Here is a 19,436-nt window from a genome sequence, read left to right as displayed (position 1 = left end):
AGCAATGTCAGCCACGATCAGCCTGGCCCCACTGATTCCGTGTGGGAGCGAGCCTGCTCGCGAAAGCGGTTGAACATTCAACAAAGCTGCTGTCTGTCAGTCCGTCTTCGCGAGCAGGCTCGCTCCCACAGGGACTGGTGGGGTTCAACTGATCGTGTCAGCCCTTACTTCTGTTTTTCCAGCTGGTGGTATTTGCCATCCTTGTCCCACTGGTAAACCACGTAGTCGGAGACTTTCAGGTCGCCCTTGGCGTCCCACTCTTTCTTGCCCATTACGGTCTGGACCGAGTTAGCCTTCAGCCATTTGGCCGCCGCTTCGCCATCATTCTTCTTGGCGCCATTGAAGGCAGCCGCGAGGGTCTGGACCGAAGCATAGGCGTACAGGGTGTAGCCTTCAGGCTCGGTGCCCTTCTTGCGGAACTCGTCCACCACGGTCTTGCTGTCTGGCAGCAGGCGTGGGTCGGCACCAAAGGTCATCAGTACGCCGTCAACGAATTGCGGACCGCCAGCGGTGGTCACCAGTTCGTCGGTTACGATGCCGTCGTCGGACATGAACTTGACGTCTTTGAGGCCTTGCTCACGCAGTTGACGAACCAGAGGACCGGCTTCCGGGTGCAGGCCACCGAAGTAAACGACGTCGGCACCAGCGCCGCGGATTTTGGTGACGATGGTGCTGAAGTCTTTTTCGCCACGGGTCAAGCCTTCATACAGCACTGGCGTTACACCGCGCTTGGCCAGTTGAGCCTTGGTAGCATCCGCCAGACCTTGGCCGTAGGTGTCCTTGTCGTGCAGGACCACCACTTTCTTGCCCTTGAGCACGTCGACGATGTAGTCGCCGGCCACGATACCTTGCTGGTCATCACGCCCGCACATACGGAACATGGCACTCAGGCCACGCTCGGTAACCGCCGGGTTGGTGGAACCTGGAGTGATCGCGATGATGCCCGCTTCGTCGTAGATCTCGGAGGCCGGGATGGTCGACGAGGAGCAGAAGTGACCGACTACGCCAGCGACTTTCTGGTTGGTCAGGTCCTTGGCGACCGTCACAGCCTGTTTCGGTTCGCAGGCGTCATCGCCTTTGACCAGTACGATTTTTTCCCCGTTGACACCGCCAGCGGCGTTGACTGCATCAGCCGCTGCCTGCGCACCCTTCATGTACTGCTCGCCAAATGCGGCGTTGGCGCCTGTCATCGGCCCCGCCACACCAATTTTCACATCAGCCTGTGCAAACGCAGAAACACCCAACGCAGTTGCCACTGCGAGGGCCAGAAAGCCTTTCTTGTAAAACGTCTGGGACATGAGGTGGTGCTCCAAGGTTTTTTTTAGTTGGCACTGCGACTTCTCTGAATGCTCAGAGCAAGGGCCGTGCCATCGGTTTTTTATTCTGAAAAAAGTCGCTGCCTTATTGTTATTTCGACTGTTTCGGGCCCATTTTCATTGGGCGTGCAACCGTCTAAACCGCGGGAGGTGAAACCATTTATTTTTAAAGGCGCAACCAGCACGCGCCATCATTGCAACCGCAGCGCCAAACGATGTGCAACCAGCCTGTAACAGCCCGCGTCACCGAACTGCACACTGCTGGTGCGGGACTGCTACAACCCGCACCATTACAGGCTAGCCGCTTCGCTGAAAAGCGCCGCTTCCAGCAACATATTTCAACAATCAGATGACGATCCGCAGGCACTGGCCCGCGTGATACAGCGAAAACCCAGCCTCATACAGGCAGCTTCGCAACCCCACACCCGCCAATGGCTGCATGGGCGCGAAAGGAATCGGCAGGGCCTGAGGATTTCCATTACACAAATAATCGGCAAAGGCTTTGCCGACGACTGTACCGGTGGTCACGCCTCGACCGTTGTAGCCGGTGACGGCCACCAGACCCGGTGCCGGCTCAAACAGACGCATCAAATGATCGGGAGTGAAGGCGATGCAACCGGTCCAGGTGCATTCCCACTCCACCGGTTTCAGATACGGAAAGTAATGCTGCTGAACCCGGTCGGCCCAGGCTTTCAAGAACCAGGTCGGTTTCTGGTTGCCATTGCCGAGACTGCCGAGCAACAACCGCCCTTCGGCATCGCGACGGATGCTGCTGAGCACTTGTCGGGTATCCCAGGAACCCTGGCCGCCGGGCAGAATCTGTTGCGCGGCGTCTTCGGTCAGCGGCACCGAGGCCACTTGATAGTAATAACCGGGGAAAAAGTTGCGCCGCAGCTCCGTCCAGTCGCCTTCTGTATAGGCGTTGGAGGCGATGACCACCTGCTCGGCCAGCACCGAACCCTGGGCGGTTTGCACCGACCAGCGCTGGCCCTGACGTTCGAGTCGGGTCACCGGTGAATGATCGAACAGCTGACCGCCGAGGCTGATGGCCGCGTTGGCCAGCCCCGTGGTGTAGGCCATCGGGTTGATCGTGCCGGCACGCCGATCGAGCAGAGCGGCGGCGATCTTTTTTGTGCCGGTGGCTTGTTCGCAGGCTTGACCGGTTAACAGTTCCACCGGTGCACCACGACGCTTCCATTGTTCTTCGCGACTGCGCAGATCCGCTTCGCCACGCGCGTTGTGCGCCATGTGCAGCGTGCCTTCGCGGCGTAACTGGCAATCGATGTTGTATTTGTCGACCAGGCTGAACACCAGGGACGGCGCCGCACCCAGCATGCGGTTGAGCTGACTGCCGACCGCCTCGCCAAAACCGGCTTCGATTTCATCCGGTGCAATCCACATCCCGGCATTGACCAGCCCGACGTTACGCCCCGAACCGCCATGCCCGGCGCGATGCGCTTCCAGCACACAGACACTTTTACCTTGTTCCAGCAGATGCACCGCCGCCGACAAACCGGTGAAACCGGCACCGATGACGCAGACATCCACCGTCACCTCGCCCTTGAGCGCCACGTTGTCGGGCCTTTGCGGCGTCAGTTTTTCCCACAGACACTCTTCGCGTAACGGCATTGCCAGACTCCAACAGAAACCTAACAAACACATCCATTCCAGTGTGGGAGCGGGCTTGCTCGCGAAGGCGTCCGTGTATTCAGTATCTATGTGACTGAAAGACCGCTTTCGCGAGCAAGCCCGCTCCCACATTGGATTTTCATTGGATCAAAGATCTGAGCTCATCTCAGTCGAACGTAATCCCCTGAGCCAACGGCAACTCCAGCGAATAGTTCACGGTATTGGTCTGGCGACGCATGTACCCGCGCCATGCATCCGAACCGGACTCACGACCACCACCGGTCTCTTTTTCGCCGCCAAACGCACCGCCGATCTCCGCCCCGCTCGGGCCGATGTTGACGTTGGCGATCCCGCAATCGCTGCCCACCGCCGACATGAACTGCTCGGCTTCACGCACGTCGGTGGTGAAGATGCACGATGACAGGCCTTGTGGCACGGCGTTGTTCAGGCGCAACGCCTCTTCGAAATCGTTGTAACCGATCACGTACAGAATTGGCGCGAAGGTTTCGCTGCACACCACATCGCTCTGCTCCGGCATTTCGACGATGGCCGGCGAAACGTAGTAAGCGTTGGGGAATTTGTCTTCCAGCTGACGCTCGCCGCCGAACACCCGGCCGCCTTCGCTCAAGGCCTGCTCCAGCGCGTCCTGCATGTTTTCGAAGCTGTGTTTGTCGATCAGCGGCCCAATCAGATTGCCTTCCAGCGGATGGCCGATGCGCACCTTGGAGTAAGCAGCTTTGAGGCGGGTGACGATTTCCTCCTTCACCGATTCATGGGCGATCAGGCGACGCAACGTGGTGCAACGCTGACCGGCGGTGCCGACGGCGCTGAACAGAATCGCCCGTACGGCCATGTCCAGATCGGCGCTTGGGCCGAGGATCATCGCGTTGTTGCCGCCCAGCTCGAGAATGCTGCGGGCAAAACGTGCCGCGATTTTCGGCGCCACTTCGCGGCCCATGCGGGTGCTGCCGGTGGCGCTGACCAGCGCGACACGTGGGTCATCGACCAGCGCTTCGCCGGCATCGCGGCCGCCGATAATCACTTGGCTCAGGTGCGGCGGGGCGTCGCTGAAATTTTTCAGGACGCGGTCGAACAACGCTTGGCAGGCCAGCGCGGTCAGCGGGGTTTTCTCCGACGGTTTCCAGATCACCGGGTTACCGCAGACCAACGCCAGCGTGGCGTTCCAGGCCCAAACGGCGACCGGGAAGTTGAACGCACTGATCACGCCGACGATGCCCAGCGGGTGCCAGGTTTCGCGCATGTGGTGGCCAGGACGCTCGGAGGCGATGGTCAAACCGTACAGCTGACGGGACAGACCGACCGCGAAGTCGCAGATGTCGATCATTTCCTGAACTTCACCCAAACCTTCCTGAGTGATCTTGCCAGCTTCCCAGGACACCAGCTCACCAAGGTCGGCCTTGTATTCGCGCAAGATGTCGCCCAATTGGCGCACCAATTCGCCGCGGCGTGGCGCCGGAACCTTGCGCCACAGTTCGAACGCATGATCTGCGCGACTGATGTGCTGCTCGACTTCAGCGGCGCCTTCCCAGTTCACGGCAGCGATACGGCTGCCATCGATAGGCGAATGCACCGGCACTTTGCCGTTCTGGTACAGGGCCGGGTTCACACCAAGACGATCAAGCAATGCGGCAACCATGGGTCACTCCTCAAGCAAAAAACAGAAAACGTGCAGCCGGATTTATTCGGCTGATCAGACCTGTAGTTTTAGCTCCCCGGAGGTTACCCAACAAACGACCTTTAAGAGAGATATCATTCCGTTTATTCATGCTGCGAATCTGCCGGTAAAAAAGAGCACAGAGAAACAAGAAAAAGGACCACCCATGCTGAATAAACGCTACTTGCCGTCGATCACCGCGTTGCAGTGCTTCGAGGCCGTGACCCGGCATTTGAGCTTCACCCGTGCCGCCGAAGAGCTGAACCTGACGCAGAGCGCCGTGAGCAAACAGGTCGCGCAACTCGAAGAGTTGTTGCAACACTTGTTGTTCCGCCGGGTGCGCCGACGTCTGCAAATGACCCCCGCCGGCGATTTGTACTTGGTGGAAGTGCGAAAAATCCTCACCCAAGTCGAAATGTCGACCCATTACCTTCGCTCCTACGGCGGCGATACCGAAGTCTTGCGAGTCTCGACACCTCCGACCTTCGGTGCACGCTGGCTGGTGCCGCGCCTGAAAGGCTGGCGCCTGCGTCATCCCTCGATCCATCTGGACCTGTGCAGCGAACAGGAAGCGGATGATCTGTTGCAAGGTCGCAGCGACCTGGCGTTTTACTTTGGCCAAGGCTCTCGGCCCGGCACCGAATGCCTGAAGCTGTTTGGCGAGGAGCTGGTGCCGGTCTGCGCACCGGGCAGCCTGCCGGACACGCCGTTCACCGACCCTACGCAACTCACCGACCTGGTCCTGCTGCAAAACGCTTCCCGGCCTCAGGCCTGGCACGACTGGTTCGACAGCCAGGGCTACCACACCGAACACAGCTACCACGGCCCGCGTTTCGAAACCTTCTACATGTGCATCCGCGCCGCCCAGGTCGGCTGCGGCGTGGCGCTGTTGCCGAAGTTTCTGGTGGAAGAGGAATTGGCCGACGGCAAACTGGTCATTCCCTGGAAGCATGCGATGCCCAGCACCGACGCCTATTACCTGGCGTATCCGGAGCATTCGGCGGAAGTGCCCAAGGTGCGGGATTTTGTGAAGTGGATGCTGGAGCAGATTGATAGTCCGGACATACCGCAAATTTAGGGTTGCACTCAATACCTGTGGGAGCGGGCTTGCTCGCGAAGGGGCCGGCACATTCAACATCAATGTTGACTGGCATTACGCTTTCGCGAGCAAGCCCGCTCCCACAGGAATCTGCGGCGATTTAAAAAATCGCTGGCAATCCTTACTGCTGATATGCGCCACTAGCCCCATTCATTGAAACAGCTGCAACGTCGCTGCCACGGGCCGCGGCCAGCCTGGAGAACCCGTTATGAGCGAGAGTGTGTTTGCCGATCGCATCGTGCAGAACCTGCTCGACACCGACTTCTACAAACTGACGATGATGCAGGCGGTGCTGCACAACTACCCGAACGTGGAAGTCGAATGGGAGTTTCGTTGCCGTAACAGTGAGGATCTGCGCCCGTACCTGGCAGAGATCCGTTTCCAGATCGAGCGCCTGGCCGAGTTGAGCCTGAGTGCCGATCAATTGAGCTTCCTGGAGCGCATCAGTTTTCTGAAGCCGGATTTCCTGCGTTTTCTCGGTCTGTTCCGCTTCAATCTTCGCTATATCCACACCGGGATTGAGAACGGTGAGCTGTTCATCCGTCTGCGCGGGCCGTGGCTGCACGTGATTCTGTTCGAAGTGCCGCTACTGGCCATGGTCAGCGAAGTACGCAACCGTTATCGCTACCGGGAAATCATTCTGGAACAGGCCCGCGAACAGCTCTATCGCAAGTTCGACTGGCTGACCGCCAACGCCAGCGCGGACGAATTGTCCGAATTGCAGGTAGCCGATTTCGGCACTCGCCGTCGCTTCTCGTACCGTGTGCAGGAAGAAGTGGTGAACGTGCTCAAGCATGACTTCCCCGGTCGCTTCGTCGGTACCAGCAACGTGCACCTGTCCCGGGAGCTGGACATGAAGCCGCTGGGCACCATGGCTCACGAATGGATCATGGCCCACCAGCAACTCGGTCCACGGCTGATCGACAGCCAGATTGCCGCCCTCGACTGTTGGGTCCGCGAATACCGGGGGTTGCTGGGGATCGCCTTGACCGACTGCATCACCTCCGATGCCTTCCTCAACGATTTCGACCTGTTCTTTGCCAAGCTCTTCGACGGCTTGCGCCACGATTCCGGTGACCCGGTGCAGTGGGCGGAGAAAGCCATCGCCCACTATCACAAGCTTGGCATCGACCCGATGAGCAAGACACTGGTGTTTTCCGACAGTCTGACGCTACCCAAATCTCTGGAGATTTTTCGGGCATTGCGCGGTCGGATCAATGTCAGCTTCGGTATCGGCACTAACCTGACGTGTGACATTCCGGGTGTCGAACCGATGAGCATCGTGCTTAAAATGACGGCCTGCAACGGCCAGCCAGTGGCCAAAATTTCTGATGAGCCTGGCAAGACTCACTGCAAAGACCCGAATTTCGTCGCCTATTTGCGACATGTTTTCCAAGTACCTGCCGCCATTTCCAGCCCATCTAGCAAGGAGTGAATTCATGCAAGCCGTACAGCGTGAGATTGCTGAACAGCTCAAGGTCCAACCGCCGTTTGCGGATCAACTCGCCCTCGAGGCTGAAGTTGCCCGGCGGATCACCTTCATTCAGGACTGCCTGGTCAATGCCGGGCTCAAGACGCTGGTGCTGGGCATCAGCGGCGGCGTGGACTCCCTGACCGCCGGCCTGCTGGCCCAACGCGCCATGCGTGAACTGCGCGAGCGCACTGGTGATGCCAACTACAAGTTCATCGCCGTGCGCCTGCCTTATGGCGTCCAGTTCGACGAACATGATGCCCAGGCCTCAGTGGACTTCATTGCTCCCGATGAGCGCCACACCGTAAACATCGGCCCGGCGGTCAAATCCCTGGCCAGCGAAGTGGCGGCCTTCGAGGGTAAGGAGGCGGTGCAGAAGGATTTCGTGCTGGGCAACACCAAGGCGCGGATGCGCATGGTCGCGCAATACACCATCGCTGGCGCGGCTCACGGCCTGGTGATCGGCACCGATCACGCGGCAGAAGCGGTGATGGGTTTCTTCACCAAATTCGGTGACGGCGCCTGCGACCTCGCACCGCTGAGCGGCCTGGTGAAAAATCAGGTCCGGGCGATTGCCCGCAGCTTCGGCGCGCCGGAGTCGCTGGTGGAAAAAATCCCGACCGCCGACCTCGAAGACCTGTCGCCGGGCAAACCGGACGAAGCGTCCCACGGGGTGACCTATGCCGAGATCGACGCCTTCCTGCACGGCGAACCGGTGCGTGAGGAAGCGTTCAAGATCATCTGCGACACGTACAAAAAGACCCATCACAAGCGCGTGATGCCGTTCGCGCCATAAGGACGTCGGCGTCTGTACCGGCGCCTTCGCGGGCAAGCCACGCTCCCACAGGTTTTGTGTCGGCCCCCGGTAATGGGCACGACACAAATCCTGTAGGAGCGAGGCTTGCCCGCGAAGAACGATGACTCGGTCAACCGTCAGACACAAAAAAAGCGTCCCTAGCGGACGCTTTTTTATGCGCTTGATTCGATTACTTCAGGGTAACCGTACCTTTCATCATCGAGATGTGGCCCGGGAACGAGCAGAAGAAACCGTATTTTTCAGCAGCATTGAGCTTCGACACGTCGAAAGTTACCGAGTCGGTTTCCTTCGCGCCGATGACTTTGGTGTGGGCGATGATGCGGGCATCACCTTCTTTCAGGTAGTTCTTATCGATACCTGCCGCCAGGCCGTCGGTGGCGATCGGCTGCATGTCGGCTTCTTTGCTCAGCACCCAGTTATGACCCATGACGTTTTTTGGCAGGCTGCCGGAGTGGGTCAGTTCAACGGTGAAGGTCTTGCAGCTTTTGTCGATTTCAATGGCCTTGGTGTTGAAGGACATCTGATCGGTGGAGTCGATGGTCGTCTTGCACTCGGCAGCCATCAATTGGCTGCTGGCCAGTGTCAGCAGGGATACCGCAACAAGTTTGGCAAACATGGTGAATCTCCAAGGCAGGGTTAACAAAAGTGCTAATGGACAGAAGACTGCCTGAAATCTTCGCAAGTTCCTATGACCTGAATCAAAAATTGTATACAACTTTCGGGCTATGACACTCATCGAAACAATCTACCAGCCAGACGTCTGGCACGGCCCTATCATCAGGGCCGTCATCTCTCATCTGGAGCGTCTGTCATGTCTTTCAACAGCTTGTTGTGCAGTTTGCTCGCCGCCTACGCCTGCGGCGCCAGTGGCACCTATGAAACGCCAAAACGCGAGGTTTAACCCTTGGAACGAGGCAAGCCTGCCTTTACTCTGTGGCCCTGATGACCATGGAGTAAGGCATGTCTTTAGCGTCCGTTTGTGTATTTTGCGGTGCCAGCACTGGCACTAACCCGGTTTATCGTGAAGCGGCTGTCGCCCTGGGGCGAGCATTGGCCGAGCGCAAGCTGACTCTGGTCTATGGCGGCGGCGCCGTCGGGCTGATGGGGATCGTTGCCGATGCCGCGCTGGCGGCCGGCGGTGAAGTGATCGGGATCATCCCGCAGAGCCTCAAGGACAAGGAAATCGGCCACAGCGGCCTGACTCGACTGGAAGTGGTCGACGGCATGCATGCGCGCAAGGCGCGAATGGCCGAGCTCAGCGATGCCTTCATCGCTCTGCCCGGCGGCCTGGGCACACTGGAAGAGCTGTTCGAAGTCTGGACCTGGGGCCAGCTCGGCTATCACGGCAAACCGCTGGGTTTGCTGGAAGTGAACGGTTTCTACAGCAAGTTGACGTCTTTTCTTGATCATATCGTCGGCGAAGGCTTCGTTCGCGAAGCGCACCGTGACATGCTGCAAATGAGCGAATCGCCGCAAACCCTGCTCGATGCACTGGACGCCTGGCAACCCTCAGTACCGCCAAAATGGACCGAGCAAAAACCCAGCTAACGGCTCGGTGCCGATACAGGGCAGAATATGCGCCGCTCAACCTCACCTTCGACCCCAGAGGATCGCCCATGGCTAAACCTAATTATTCCTTCGCCAAACGTCAGAGAGACTTGGCCAAGGAGCAGAAGAAAGAGGAAAAGCTTCAGCGCAAGAAAGCTACAGCTGAAGAAGAAGCAGCAGCACTGAACCCGGATACCGAAGGCGAAGTGGCTACAGACGAAACTGAAGCACCGAAAGATCAGGCGCCCGACGCCTGAGACCCTCAGGGCCCGATGATCTGATCAGGCCCACCGGATCTGTGTCCAGGGTCAGCAACGATGTTGCTGACCCTCACAGTCCAAACTGAAATCCCTCTCCAAGAAACTGCACACTCCCTGTGGGAGCGGGCTTGCTCGCGAAAGCGGTGGGTCAGTCGACGTCAATGTTGAATGTTCAACCGCTTTCGCGAGCAAGCCCGCTCCCACACTGGATGTTGGTTACTCCAACGGCATTACTGTGACCCGAACCTCCGGATCATGGCTGCCACCGCCCAGGATCACTCCACGCAACGGCGACACATCGGAAAAATCCCGGCCCCAGGCCAGGGTGATGTGCTCCAGCGCCGGTTGCACATTATTGGTCGGGTCGAAATCCACCCAGCCCAGCACCGGACAAAATACCGACACCCAGGCATGAGACGCATCGGCACCGATCAGCCGAGGCTGGCCCGGTGGTGGCTGGGTCAGCAAGTAACCGCTGATATACCGCGCGGCTAATCCACGGGAGCGCACACAAGCGAGCATCAAATGTGCAAAGTCCTGGCAAACCCCGCGCCGCCTCTCCAGCACTTCCACCAGCGGCGTCGCCACTTGGGTCGCTTCGGCGTCGAAGGTGAATTCGCTGAAGATCTTCTCCATCAACGCCTGAACCCCCAGCAGCAATGGCCGGCCAGGAGGAAAACAACTTTCCGAGAACTCGACGAAGTTGCGCTTCAAGTGCACATAGGGCGATTCGAACCGGTAACGGCAGGCTTCAAGTATCTCGGATGACAGCGGCTGACTGCTGTAGGTCAGTGCGTTGCAGGTCTCTTCCCAGGCTGGCGATTGATTGAAGTCCAACGATGGCCGGGCCAGCACTTCGACCGTCAGGCTGGCATTGACCAGCAACTCATCGTGCGGCCGCTCGAATGCCAACCGGGTCAGCGGATTACCAAACACATCCAGCTCATCCCGGCGCGAGGTCGGATCGGGACTGATCTGCAATTGCTGATCGGTGCAGCGCTGCCAAACGCAAGCCCGCGGCCACAGGTGCGCCAGTTGCTGGGCCAGGGACACCGGGCTGTCATAGTGATAGTGGGTGTCGTGGAAAATCTGGTAACGGGCATTCATCAGACGGACACCGTGCGTTGGCTGACATCATCGACATGGGCGAAATGGCGCAAGGCCAGGCGATCCGATACTTGTCCGCTGGCATCGGCGATCTCCTGCAACAGATCGGCCAGCCCCTCTATGGCGGCGCGAACACTGGCCTCGCCAAACAGTGGGTTTTCCAGGCAACCCAGATCGAAGCGCGCCAGCCGCTCCACCAACTGCGGCAGACCTGTTTCGCGCGGCGCACCAAAGTCGTCGTTCAAGCGCTTCAACGTACGGGTCACCAGTTTCAACTGGAACAACACCGCATGAGGGTTCTGCTCGTCGAGCAACAACAGGTCCAGCACCGGGATCAATTGCGCCACCGCCAGATACCGCGAGCGGTAGGTGATGCTGCTGTTGCCCAACTCCAGCAGCCACTCCAGCCCGGCCTGATCGAAAGCCCCGGCGCCACGCAGAAACGCCGCCAGACTGCCGCTGAGAAACTTCAGCCGTTCGATCCGCCGACCGATCATCAGGAAACGCCAACCTTCGTCCCGAGTCATATCGTCAAGGGCAAAACCGGACAGCGCCGCCAGCGACATCACCAGTCGGTTGAGGAAATCCAGCAGCTCGCCGAAATCCGGCTCTTCGGTTTCCAGTTCCATGGCCTCGCGCTGCAATTCCACCAGCGCTTGCCAGTTCTCTCGCGAGAGCTTGCCGCGTACTTGCGACGCCGCCCACTGCAAGCGTTGCAGGTTGGAGCGCAGGCTGAACGGCCAGTCATCGCCGAGCAGCGCAGCCAACAATCGCTCCGGCAACTCGCCCTCCTCCGGCAACAGATTCAGGCGTTCACCGAGATCGACTGCCGCCTCCAGGGCTTGCGGGTCATCGCCATCGACATAGCGCGCGAGCATGATCCGCAGCAGTCGTGCGCTGTCATCGCAGCGCTCGCAGTAACGGCCGAACCAGAACAGGTTCTCGACCACCCGCGATGGCAGATACGGATCGCGTCGTACCAGATCGTGAACGCCAATGTTGCGCTGGGCTTTCCATTGTTCGCCGTTGGGCGGGCGATCGCCCAACACCCAAGTGTCCTTGCTGGCGCCGCCGCGCTGCATCGACACCACTTCGGCGTCGGCTTCGGCGGCAACCCGGGTCAACCCGCCAGGCAGTACTCGATAGCCGTCCCGACTGGCCACCGCATACACACGCATGCCAATGGCCCGCGGTTGCAATTGACCACCTTCGGCCTGCCAGATCGGCGCCTGGGACAGTTGCGCCAATTCTTGCGCAACATAGGCGTAAGGCCGTGCCTGCATGCGCTCAGCCAAGGCTTGACGCTGTTTTTCACTCAAATCACGACCAAACACTGGGGCGAAGCTCTGCGACGGAAACGCCGGTTTGATCAACAGCTCCGGCAGCTTTTCCAGGGCCTGGGCCAGCACCGGCGCTTCGCCGCACCACCAGGTCGCGATGGACGGCAGAATCAGCTCTTCGCCGAACAGATACTGATTAATCTTCGGCAGGAAACCCAGCAACCCCGGTGACTCGAGCACGCCGCTGCCGAGGGCGTTGGCCACCAGCACCCGGCCCTGACGCACAGCTTCAAGCAGCCCCGGCACGCCGAGGGCCGAGTCGGTGCGCAGCTCCAGCGGGTCGCAGAAGTCATCGTCGAGCCGACGCATGATCGCGTGGACCCGACGCAGGCCGCTCAAGGTTTTCAGGTAGACCGTGGCATCCCGGACGGTCAGGTCGCCACCCTCTACCAATGGATATCCGAGCTGGCGAGCCAGGTACAGATGTTCGAAATAGCTTTCGTTGAAACGCCCCGGCGTCAGTAGCACCACCAGTGGCGCTTCGTCATCGCTCGGCGCCTGACGAGCGAGCGTTTCCTGGAGCGTGCGAAAGAATCCGGCCAGGTGCTGCACCTTCAAATCGCGGTACAACTCGGGAAAGGCTCGGGACACGATGGTGCGGTTTTCCAGCGCGTAACCGGCACCGGATGGCGCTTGCGTCCGGTCCGCCGTCACCCACCAGCGACCGTCAGGGGTGCGCGCCAGATCCACGGCGTACAGATGCAAAAAGGCCCCGTCGGGCGGCGAAATGCCCTGACAGGGCCAGAGGAAGTTGTTGTGACCGAACACCAGCTCAGCCGGCAGCAGGCCTTCGGCGATCAAGCGCTGAGGGCCGTACAGATCCGCCAGCACAGCATTGAGCAAGCGCGCCCGCTGAGCGATCCCGGCCGATAACTGTTCCCACTCATCGGCGGCAATCACATGGGGCAGCAGGTCCAACTCCCATGGCCGGTCAGCGCCCTTGGGGTCGGCGTAGACGTTATAGGTCACGCCGTTTTCCTGGATCTGCCGGGTCAGCAGCGCCTGACGCTGCACCAGTTGCGCTGGTGTGCTGCGTTGCAATTGATCGAACAGCCGCTGCCAATGCGGGCGCACGGCGCCGCTGTCGTCGAGCAGTTCGTGATAAGTGCCCGCGGTCAGCGGGTAGCGGTCAAGCAGGTCAGGCATGGAAAGCTCGGCAGACAGCAAAGAACGGTCAGACTAACGCAGGCTCATGACGCCCGGATATACGAAAAATCCGAGCGTCGTGTACGGTTTAGAAACGTCGCAAATCGAGAGTCATCGGCAGCTCGTCGTTAATTTCCAGATTCGGTATAGGAAGTTTCCCTGGCGTGTGTCCGACACGGAAGAAACGCGCCATCCGCCGGCTCTCGGCCTCGTTGGCGTTCACCGGCAGGCTGTCGTAGTTGCGCCCGCCCGGGTGGGCCACGTGGTACTGACAACCGCCCAGCGAACGCCCCATCCAGGTATCGAGCAGATCGAACACCAGCGGCGCGTGGACCGGGATGGTCGGTTGCAGGCAATTGGCCGGTTGCCAGGCCCGAAAGCGTACGCCGGCGACGAACTCACCGACCCGACCCGTGGGTTGCAATGGCACCGGGATGCCATTGCACGTCAGCAGATAACGCTGAGGCGGCAGGCCGCTGAGCTTGACCTGCAAACGCTCCAGCGACGAATCCACGTAACGAACCGTACCACCCGCCGCACCTTCCTCGCCCAGTACATGCCAAGGCTCCAGCGCCTGACGCAACTCCAGCTCAATCCCGCTGACCGCATAGTCACCGACCTTGGGAAAACGGAATTCCAGATGCGCTGCGAACCACTCGGCCCGCACGGGATAACCGGCGGCATTGAGGTCGACAATGACGTCAGCGAAATCCTGCTCGATAAAGTGCGGCAACAGGAACCGGTCGTGCAGCTCTGTGCCCCAGCGCGCCAGTTTCGGCGGCGCATAAGGCTCGCGCCAGAACCGCGCCACCAGCGCCCGCAGCAACAACTGCTGAGCCAGGCTCATGCGCGCATGGGGCGGCATTTCAAAGGCTCGCAACTCTAACAATCCGAGGCGCCCGGTGGCGCCGTCCGGCGAATACAGTTTGTCGATGCAAAACTCGGCGCGGTGGGTGTTGCCGGTCACGTCGATCAGCAAATTGCGCAGCAAGCGATCCACCAGCCATGGTGGACACTCCTCGCCCGGCTTCGGCATCTGGGCGAAGGCGATTTCCAGTTCGTACAGCGAATCGTTGCGCGCCTCATCCACCCTCGGCGCCTGAGACGTCGGGCCGATGAACAATCCGGAAAACAGGTAGGACAAGGACGGATGGTTGTGCCAGTAACTGATCAGGCTGCGCAGTAGATCGGGACGGCGCAGAAACGGTGAGTCAGCCGGGGTCGCGCCACCCAAGACGAAATGGTTGCCGCCACCAGTACCGGTGTGCCGGCCGTCGATCATGAACTTCTCGGTGGTCAGTCGCGTCTGGCGCGCCTCTTCATAAAGAAACTCGGTGCGCTCCACCAACTCATCCCAGGTGGCGGACGGCTGGACGTTGACCTCGATCACACCCGGGTCGGGCGTGATCCGGAAGTTGCTCAGGCGCGGATCGCTCGGCGGTTCATAGCCTTCCAGCAACACCGGGCAATGCAATTCTTCGGCGGTGGCTTCGATGGCGCTGACCAGTTCCAGATAATCCTCGACCCGCTCCAGTGGCGGCATGAACAGGTACAACCGGCCTTCTCGCGCTTCGGCGCAGAAGGCGGTGCGGGTCAGCCAGTCGGCGGACTCGTCGATCTTTGGCGCACGCTCGTTGGCCGTTTGCGGTTGAGCGTGATGCTGTAGCTGGTCGGTGCCTGGCAGCTCAGGGAAATCCTGATTCGGGTCGACAGGGTGAATGAACGGATACTCCGCTGCCTTCACCCAGGGCTGCGAACCGAGTGGCAGGCGATACCCCAGCGGCGAATCCCCCGGCACCAATCGACAGTGTTCTTCCCGCAGATACCAGCGACCGCTTTGCCATTGATCGCCCTTGGCGGTGCGCGCCAGCGGCAGGACCTGGCCAATCACCTTGTCCAGCCCCTGGCTGAAGACTTTGCGCAGACGCGTACGCTCCAAAGGCTCTTCGAGACGTGAGTCTTCGGCGCTGACGTTCTGCGGCAAAGCGCCTTCGCGCCAGAGGTAATAGAAATTGTCTTCGTAGGCCGGGAACACAAAGCGTGTCGGAATTTTCAGGCGTTCGGCGACACTCGCCAGAAAACGCCCGGCCAACTCGCCATCGGCGCCATAGTCTTCCTGCTCATCAGCGATCAATGCGCTGTTGTGCCAGATCGGTACGCCGTCGCGGCGCCAGTAGCAGTTCAGCGACCAGCGCGGCAGTTGCTCGCCGGGATACCACTTGCCCTGACCAAAATGCACCAGTCCCTTGGGCGCGTAATGCTTGCGCATGCGCTGGAACAGCTCGGCGGACAGACGACGTTTGTCGGGCCCAAGCGCTGCGGTGTTCCATTCCGCGCCGTCCGGGTCATCGATGGAAACGAACGTCGGCTCGCCGCCCATGGTCAGGCGCACGTCGCCTTCAAGCAGGTCGGCATCGATCTGCCGGCCCAATGCCTGAATCGCCAGCCATTGGTCTTCGGTGTAGGGCTTTGTGACTCGCGGCGCTTCCCAAATCCGCTCGACCGACATTTCGTGGGTGAATTCGCACTCGCAAGGTTCCACCAAGCCACTGATCGGTGCCGCAGAGGACGGGTCGGGACTACACGCCAACGGAATGTGCCCTTCACCGGCAAACAGCCCTGAAGTCGCGTCCAGGCCGATCCAGCCAGCGCCAGGCAAATAGACCTCGCACCAGGCGTGCAGGTCAGTGAAGTCCACTTCGGTGCCCGAAGGGCCGTCGAGGCTTTTGACATCGGCGGTCAACTGAATCAGGTAACCGGACACGAAACGCGCCGCCAGGCCGAGGTTGCGCAGCAACTGCACCAGCAACCACGCCGAGTCGCGGCAGGAACCGGAGGCATGCTCAAGAGTGTGTTCCGGGGTCTGTACGCCTGGTTCCATGCGAATCAGGTAGCCGATGTCTTCGCTGAGGCGCTGGTTGAGCGCGACCAGGAAATCCACGCTCGGTAGCGGCGTGCGATCGATGCCGTCCAGATAGGCCTTGAATTTCGGCGTCAGGGGCAAGGTTTCCAGGTACGGCGCCAGCTCTTTGCACTCATCCGCGGCATAGGCGAAAGGGATCTTTTCGGCGTAGGGCTCGAGGAAGAAGTCGAACGGATTGAACACCGCCATCTCCGCCAGCAAGTCGACCTCGATCCGCAGCTCATCGGTTTTCTCCGGGAACACCAACCGCGCCAGGTAATTGCCCTGGGGGTCCTGCTGCCAGTTGATGAAATGCTGCTCGGGCGAGACTTTCAGCGCATATGACAGTATCCGCGTGCGGCTATGGGCAGCCGGGCGCAGGCGAACGATCTGCGGACCGAGCTCGACGGCGCGGTCGTAGCGGTAATGCGTGACGTGATGCAATGCGACATGAATCGACACGGCGTGCCTCCTGCGAGCCTTAAGCGTTATCGAAAGCGCGCAAGACTTATGCCATCCGGCAGGCTGGCGCTTTCACAGATTTGCTCAGGGCAGTACAGCACCAAAATCGGGCGGGAGGAGATTTTGCGTTGGGGCATTTGCACATAATTGTGGCAAAGATCAAAAGATCGCAGCCTTCGGCAGCTCCTACGCAGGAATATGCGTTTCCATGTAAGAGCTGCCGAAGGCTGCGATCTTTTGATCTTCAGGCCCAACGCAAAACGCCAACCCGAAGGTTGGCGTTCTGTTCAGCTCAAACGAGACTTAGCGCGGCACTACCGGCTTGCGCGCAGGCTTGGGCCCCTTGCCTTTGGCCGCGTCCTTGCGTTCCTTGGCCGCCTGCTGGTTGCGGGCAAATGCCGCCGCCTTGGCCTGCTCACGCTTGTCCCACGGGTTGCCGCCATCGCTGGCACGCGGTGGCAGACCGGTGTGCTGGGTCAGGATCTTGGTGGTCTTTTCCCCGGCCACTTTGTGGCTGCCGGCCGGTGTCGAGTTCTTGCGACGGGCGCTCTGGTAACTGTCGGTCGCCGGTTGATGCAGCGGGATCAACTGGTTCTTGCCCGGCCCGATCAGATCGGCGCGGCCCATGCGGGTCAACGCTTCACGCAGCATCGGCCAGCCTTTGGGGTCGTGATAACGCAAGAACGCCTTGTGCAGGCGACGCTGTTCTTCGCTCTTGACGATGGTCACGGCGTCACTCTTGTAAGTGACCTTGCGCAGCGGGTTCTTGCCCGAGTGGTACATCGCGGTAGCGGTAGCCATCGGCGACGGGTAGAACGCCTGCACCTGGTCGGCACGGAAACCGTTGCCCTTGAGCCACAGGGCCAGGTTCATCATGTCTTCGTCGGTGGTGCCCGGGTGAGCGGCGATGAAGTACGGAATCAGGTACTGCTCTTTCCCGGCTTCCTTGGTGTACTTCTCGAACATGCGCTTGAACTTGTCATAGCTGCCGATGCCCGGTTTCATCATCTGGTTGAGCGGACCTTCCTCGGTATGTTCCGGGGCGATCTTCAGGTAACCACCAACGTGGTGGGTCACCAGCTCCTTCACGTATTCCGGCGACTCGACCGCGAGGTCGTAACGCAGGCCGGATGCGATCAGGATCTTCTTCACACCCGGCAAGGCACGGGCGCTGCGATAGAGCTGGATCAGCGACGAGTGATCGGTGTTGAGGTTTTCACAGATGCCCGGGAACACGCAGGACGGCTTGCGGCACGCGGATTCGATGACCGGGCTCTTGCAGGCAATGCGGTACATGTTCGCGGTCGGGCCGCCGAGGTCGGAGATCACCCCGGTGAAGCCTGGCACCTTGTCGCGGATCTCTTCGATTTCGCGAATGATCGACTCTTCGGAACGGTTCTGGATGATCCGGCCTTCGTGCTCGGTGATCGAGCAGAACGTACAGCCACCGAAGCAACCGCGCATGATGTTCACCGAGAAGCGGATCATGTCGTAGGCAGGAATCTTTTCCTTGCCGTACGCCGGGTGCGGAACCCGTGCGTAAGGCATGCCGAACACGTAGTCCATTTCTTCGGTGGTCATCGGAATCGGAGGCGGGTTGAACCAGACGTCCACTTCGCCATGCTTCTGCACCAGCGCACGGGCGTTGCCCGGGTTGGTTTCCAGGTGAAGCACGCGGTTGGCGTGGGCGTAGAGCACCGAGTCGCCACGGACTTTTTCCATCGACGGCAAACGGATGACCGTTTTCTCCCGGGTGAGGCGCGGGTTCGGCAGCAATTGCACGACCTTCGCTTCGTTCGGATCTTCCGTCGGACCCTTTTCCTGCTCGATGGCGCAGGCTTGCGTGTCCTGGGTGTTCACGTACGGGTTGATGATCTTGTCGACCTTGCCCGGACGATCGATGCGCGTGGAGTCGATCTCGAACCAGTCTTTTGGCGTGTCACGACGAATGAACGCGGTGCCGCGCACATCGGTGATGTCTTCGATCTTGTGACCGAATGACAGACGCTGGGCGACTTCGACGATCGCACGCTCGGCGTTGCCGTAGAGCAGGATGTCGGCGCAGGCGTCGATCAGGATCGAGTTGCGCACCCGGTCCTGCCAGTAATCGTAGTGGGCGATGCGGCGCAGGGAGGCTTCGATGCCACCGAGCACGATCGGCACGTGCTTGTAGGCTTCCTTGCAGCGCTGGCTGTAAACCAGGCTCGCGCGGTCCGGACGTTTGCCCGCCAGGCCACCGGGGGTGTAGGCGTCATCGGAACGGATTTTCTTGTCGGCGGTGTAGCGGTTGATCATCGAGTCCATGTTGCCGGCCGCGACGCCGAAGAACAGGTTTGGCTCGCCGAGCTTCATGAAATCGTCTTTTGACTGCCAGTTCGGCTGCGCAATGATCCCGACGCGGAAGCCCTGGGCCTCCAGCAGCCGGCCGATGATTGCCATGCCGAACGACGGGTGGTCGACGTAGGCATCACCGGTGACGATGATGATGTCGCAGGAATCCCAGCCAAGCTGATCCATCTCCTCCCTGCTCATCGGCAGGAATGGCGCTGGCCCGAAACATTCGGCCCAGTACTTGGGATAGTCAAATAACGGCTTGGCTGCTTGCATGTCGATAACCGGTGTTGGCTTTCATTGAATTTCGCGGGCGCGGAATATAGCACAAAA

Annotated in this window: 13 protein-coding genes; 5 read left to right on the top strand and 8 right to left on the bottom strand. The window is 60.0% G+C overall.

Annotation, left to right across the window (positions count from 1 at the left end):
• Positions 1-164 precede the first annotated feature (164 nt).
• The 3 genes from KW837_RS16405 to KW837_RS16395 form a co-directional block, all read right to left on the bottom strand.
• Positions 165-1,298, bottom strand: a complete 1,134-nt coding sequence (locus tag KW837_RS16405; protein ID WP_123499813.1) for an ABC transporter substrate-binding protein — start codon at positions 1,296-1,298, stop codon at positions 165-167.
• A gap of 363 nt (positions 1,299-1,661) precedes the next feature.
• Positions 1,662-2,945 carry an FAD-binding oxidoreductase gene (locus KW837_RS16400; RefSeq protein ID WP_218397221.1) on the bottom strand — a complete coding sequence of 428 codons (1,284 nt, stop codon included), beginning with the start codon at positions 2,943-2,945 and terminating at the stop codon, positions 1,662-1,664.
• Between the two features lie 166 nt (positions 2,946-3,111).
• Positions 3,112-4,602, bottom strand: a complete 1,491-nt coding sequence (locus tag KW837_RS16395; RefSeq protein ID WP_218397219.1) for an aldehyde dehydrogenase family protein — start codon at positions 4,600-4,602, stop codon at positions 3,112-3,114.
• A 184-nt stretch (positions 4,603-4,786) separates the two neighbouring features.
• Between KW837_RS16395 and KW837_RS16390 the strand changes: the two genes are divergently transcribed.
• The 3 genes from KW837_RS16390 to nadE all read left to right on the top strand — a co-directional run bounded on the left by KW837_RS16390 (position 4,787) and on the right by nadE (position 7,986).
• Positions 4,787-5,698 (top strand): LysR family transcriptional regulator, encoded by a 912-nt coding sequence (locus KW837_RS16390; RefSeq protein ID WP_030128314.1) that lies wholly within the window; start codon positions 4,787-4,789, stop codon positions 5,696-5,698.
• A 229-nt stretch (positions 5,699-5,927) separates the two neighbouring features.
• Positions 5,928-7,154 carry a nicotinate phosphoribosyltransferase gene (pncB, locus tag KW837_RS16385; RefSeq protein WP_123499820.1) on the top strand — a complete coding sequence of 409 codons (1,227 nt, stop codon included), beginning with the start codon at positions 5,928-5,930 and terminating at the stop codon, positions 7,152-7,154.
• Between the two features lie 4 nt (positions 7,155-7,158).
• Entirely contained in the window at positions 7,159-7,986 is an 828-nt protein-coding gene (gene nadE, locus KW837_RS16380) for an ammonia-dependent NAD(+) synthetase (protein WP_123358670.1), read from the top strand.
• Positions 7,987-8,176: 190 nt separating this feature from the next.
• Here nadE and azu read toward each other — a convergent pair whose 3' ends face one another.
• Positions 8,177-8,623, bottom strand: a complete 447-nt coding sequence (azu, locus tag KW837_RS16375) for an azurin (RefSeq protein WP_192345948.1) — start codon at positions 8,621-8,623, stop codon at positions 8,177-8,179.
• A gap of 344 nt (positions 8,624-8,967) precedes the next feature.
• On the opposite strand from azu, the gene KW837_RS16370 reads away from it, so the two are divergent.
• Positions 8,968-9,555 (top strand): TIGR00730 family Rossman fold protein, encoded by a 588-nt coding sequence (locus tag KW837_RS16370; protein ID WP_192345950.1) that lies wholly within the window; start codon positions 8,968-8,970, stop codon positions 9,553-9,555.
• Between the two features lie 68 nt (positions 9,556-9,623).
• Positions 9,624-9,812 (top strand): hypothetical protein, encoded by a 189-nt coding sequence (locus KW837_RS16365; RefSeq protein ID WP_007902706.1) that lies wholly within the window; start codon positions 9,624-9,626, stop codon positions 9,810-9,812.
• A gap of 219 nt (positions 9,813-10,031) precedes the next feature.
• On the opposite strand, the gene KW837_RS16360 is transcribed toward KW837_RS16365, so the two are convergent.
• From KW837_RS16360 to KW837_RS16345, 4 genes are all read right to left on the bottom strand, one after another.
• A complete protein-coding gene (locus tag KW837_RS16360) occupies positions 10,032-10,922 on the bottom strand; it encodes a transglutaminase family protein (RefSeq protein ID WP_123499827.1) in 891 nt (296 codons plus the stop codon).
• Complete coding sequence (locus KW837_RS16355) at positions 10,922-13,408, bottom strand: circularly permuted type 2 ATP-grasp protein (protein ID WP_218397217.1); 2,487 nt, start codon at positions 13,406-13,408, stop codon at positions 10,922-10,924. Before KW837_RS16355 ends, KW837_RS16360 begins: the two co-directional genes overlap by 1 nt.
• A gap of 88 nt (positions 13,409-13,496) precedes the next feature.
• Complete coding sequence (locus tag KW837_RS16350) at positions 13,497-16,772, bottom strand: transglutaminase family protein (protein WP_218397215.1); 3,276 nt, start codon at positions 16,770-16,772, stop codon at positions 13,497-13,499.
• Positions 16,773-17,075: 303 nt separating this feature from the next.
• Positions 17,076-19,379: a YgiQ family radical SAM protein gene (locus KW837_RS16345; protein WP_123499835.1), complete on the bottom strand. Its 2,304-nt coding sequence runs from the start codon at positions 19,377-19,379 to the stop codon at positions 17,076-17,078.
• Positions 19,380-19,436: the final 57 nt, after the last annotated feature.

The sequence above is a fragment of the Pseudomonas sp. PDM24 genome (assembly GCF_019218905.1).
Classification (GTDB): domain Bacteria; phylum Pseudomonadota; class Gammaproteobacteria; order Pseudomonadales; family Pseudomonadaceae; genus Aquipseudomonas.
Note: the sequence above shows the minus strand (reverse complement) of the source record. Positions and strands in the feature narration are given on the sequence as shown.

What these genes read in the sequence shown, in the direction of transcription:
- KW837_RS16405 (WP_123499813.1), bottom strand. Translation starts at nt 1,298, where the DNA reads ATGTCCCAGACGTTTTACAAGAAAGGCTTTCTGGCCCTCGCAGTGGCA.
- KW837_RS16400 (WP_218397221.1), bottom strand. Translation starts at nt 2,945, where the DNA reads ATGCCGTTACGCGAAGAGTGTCTGTGGGAAAAACTGACGCCGCAAAGG.
- KW837_RS16395 (WP_218397219.1), bottom strand. Translation starts at nt 4,602, where the DNA reads ATGGTTGCCGCATTGCTTGATCGTCTTGGTGTGAACCCGGCCCTGTAC.
- KW837_RS16390 (WP_030128314.1), top strand. Translation starts at nt 4,787, where the DNA reads ATGCTGAATAAACGCTACTTGCCGTCGATCACCGCGTTGCAGTGCTTC.
- pncB (WP_123499820.1), top strand. Translation starts at nt 5,928, where the DNA reads ATGAGCGAGAGTGTGTTTGCCGATCGCATCGTGCAGAACCTGCTCGAC.
- nadE (WP_123358670.1), top strand. Translation starts at nt 7,159, where the DNA reads ATGCAAGCCGTACAGCGTGAGATTGCTGAACAGCTCAAGGTCCAACCG.
- azu (WP_192345948.1), bottom strand. Translation starts at nt 8,623, where the DNA reads ATGTTTGCCAAACTTGTTGCGGTATCCCTGCTGACACTGGCCAGCAGC.
- KW837_RS16370 (WP_192345950.1), top strand. Translation starts at nt 8,968, where the DNA reads ATGTCTTTAGCGTCCGTTTGTGTATTTTGCGGTGCCAGCACTGGCACT.
- KW837_RS16365 (WP_007902706.1), top strand. Translation starts at nt 9,624, where the DNA reads ATGGCTAAACCTAATTATTCCTTCGCCAAACGTCAGAGAGACTTGGCC.
- KW837_RS16360 (WP_123499827.1), bottom strand. Translation starts at nt 10,922, where the DNA reads ATGAATGCCCGTTACCAGATTTTCCACGACACCCACTATCACTATGAC.
- KW837_RS16355 (WP_218397217.1), bottom strand. Translation starts at nt 13,408, where the DNA reads ATGCCTGACCTGCTTGACCGCTACCCGCTGACCGCGGGCACTTATCAC.
- KW837_RS16345 (WP_123499835.1), bottom strand. Translation starts at nt 19,379, where the DNA reads ATGCAAGCAGCCAAGCCGTTATTTGACTATCCCAAGTACTGGGCCGAA.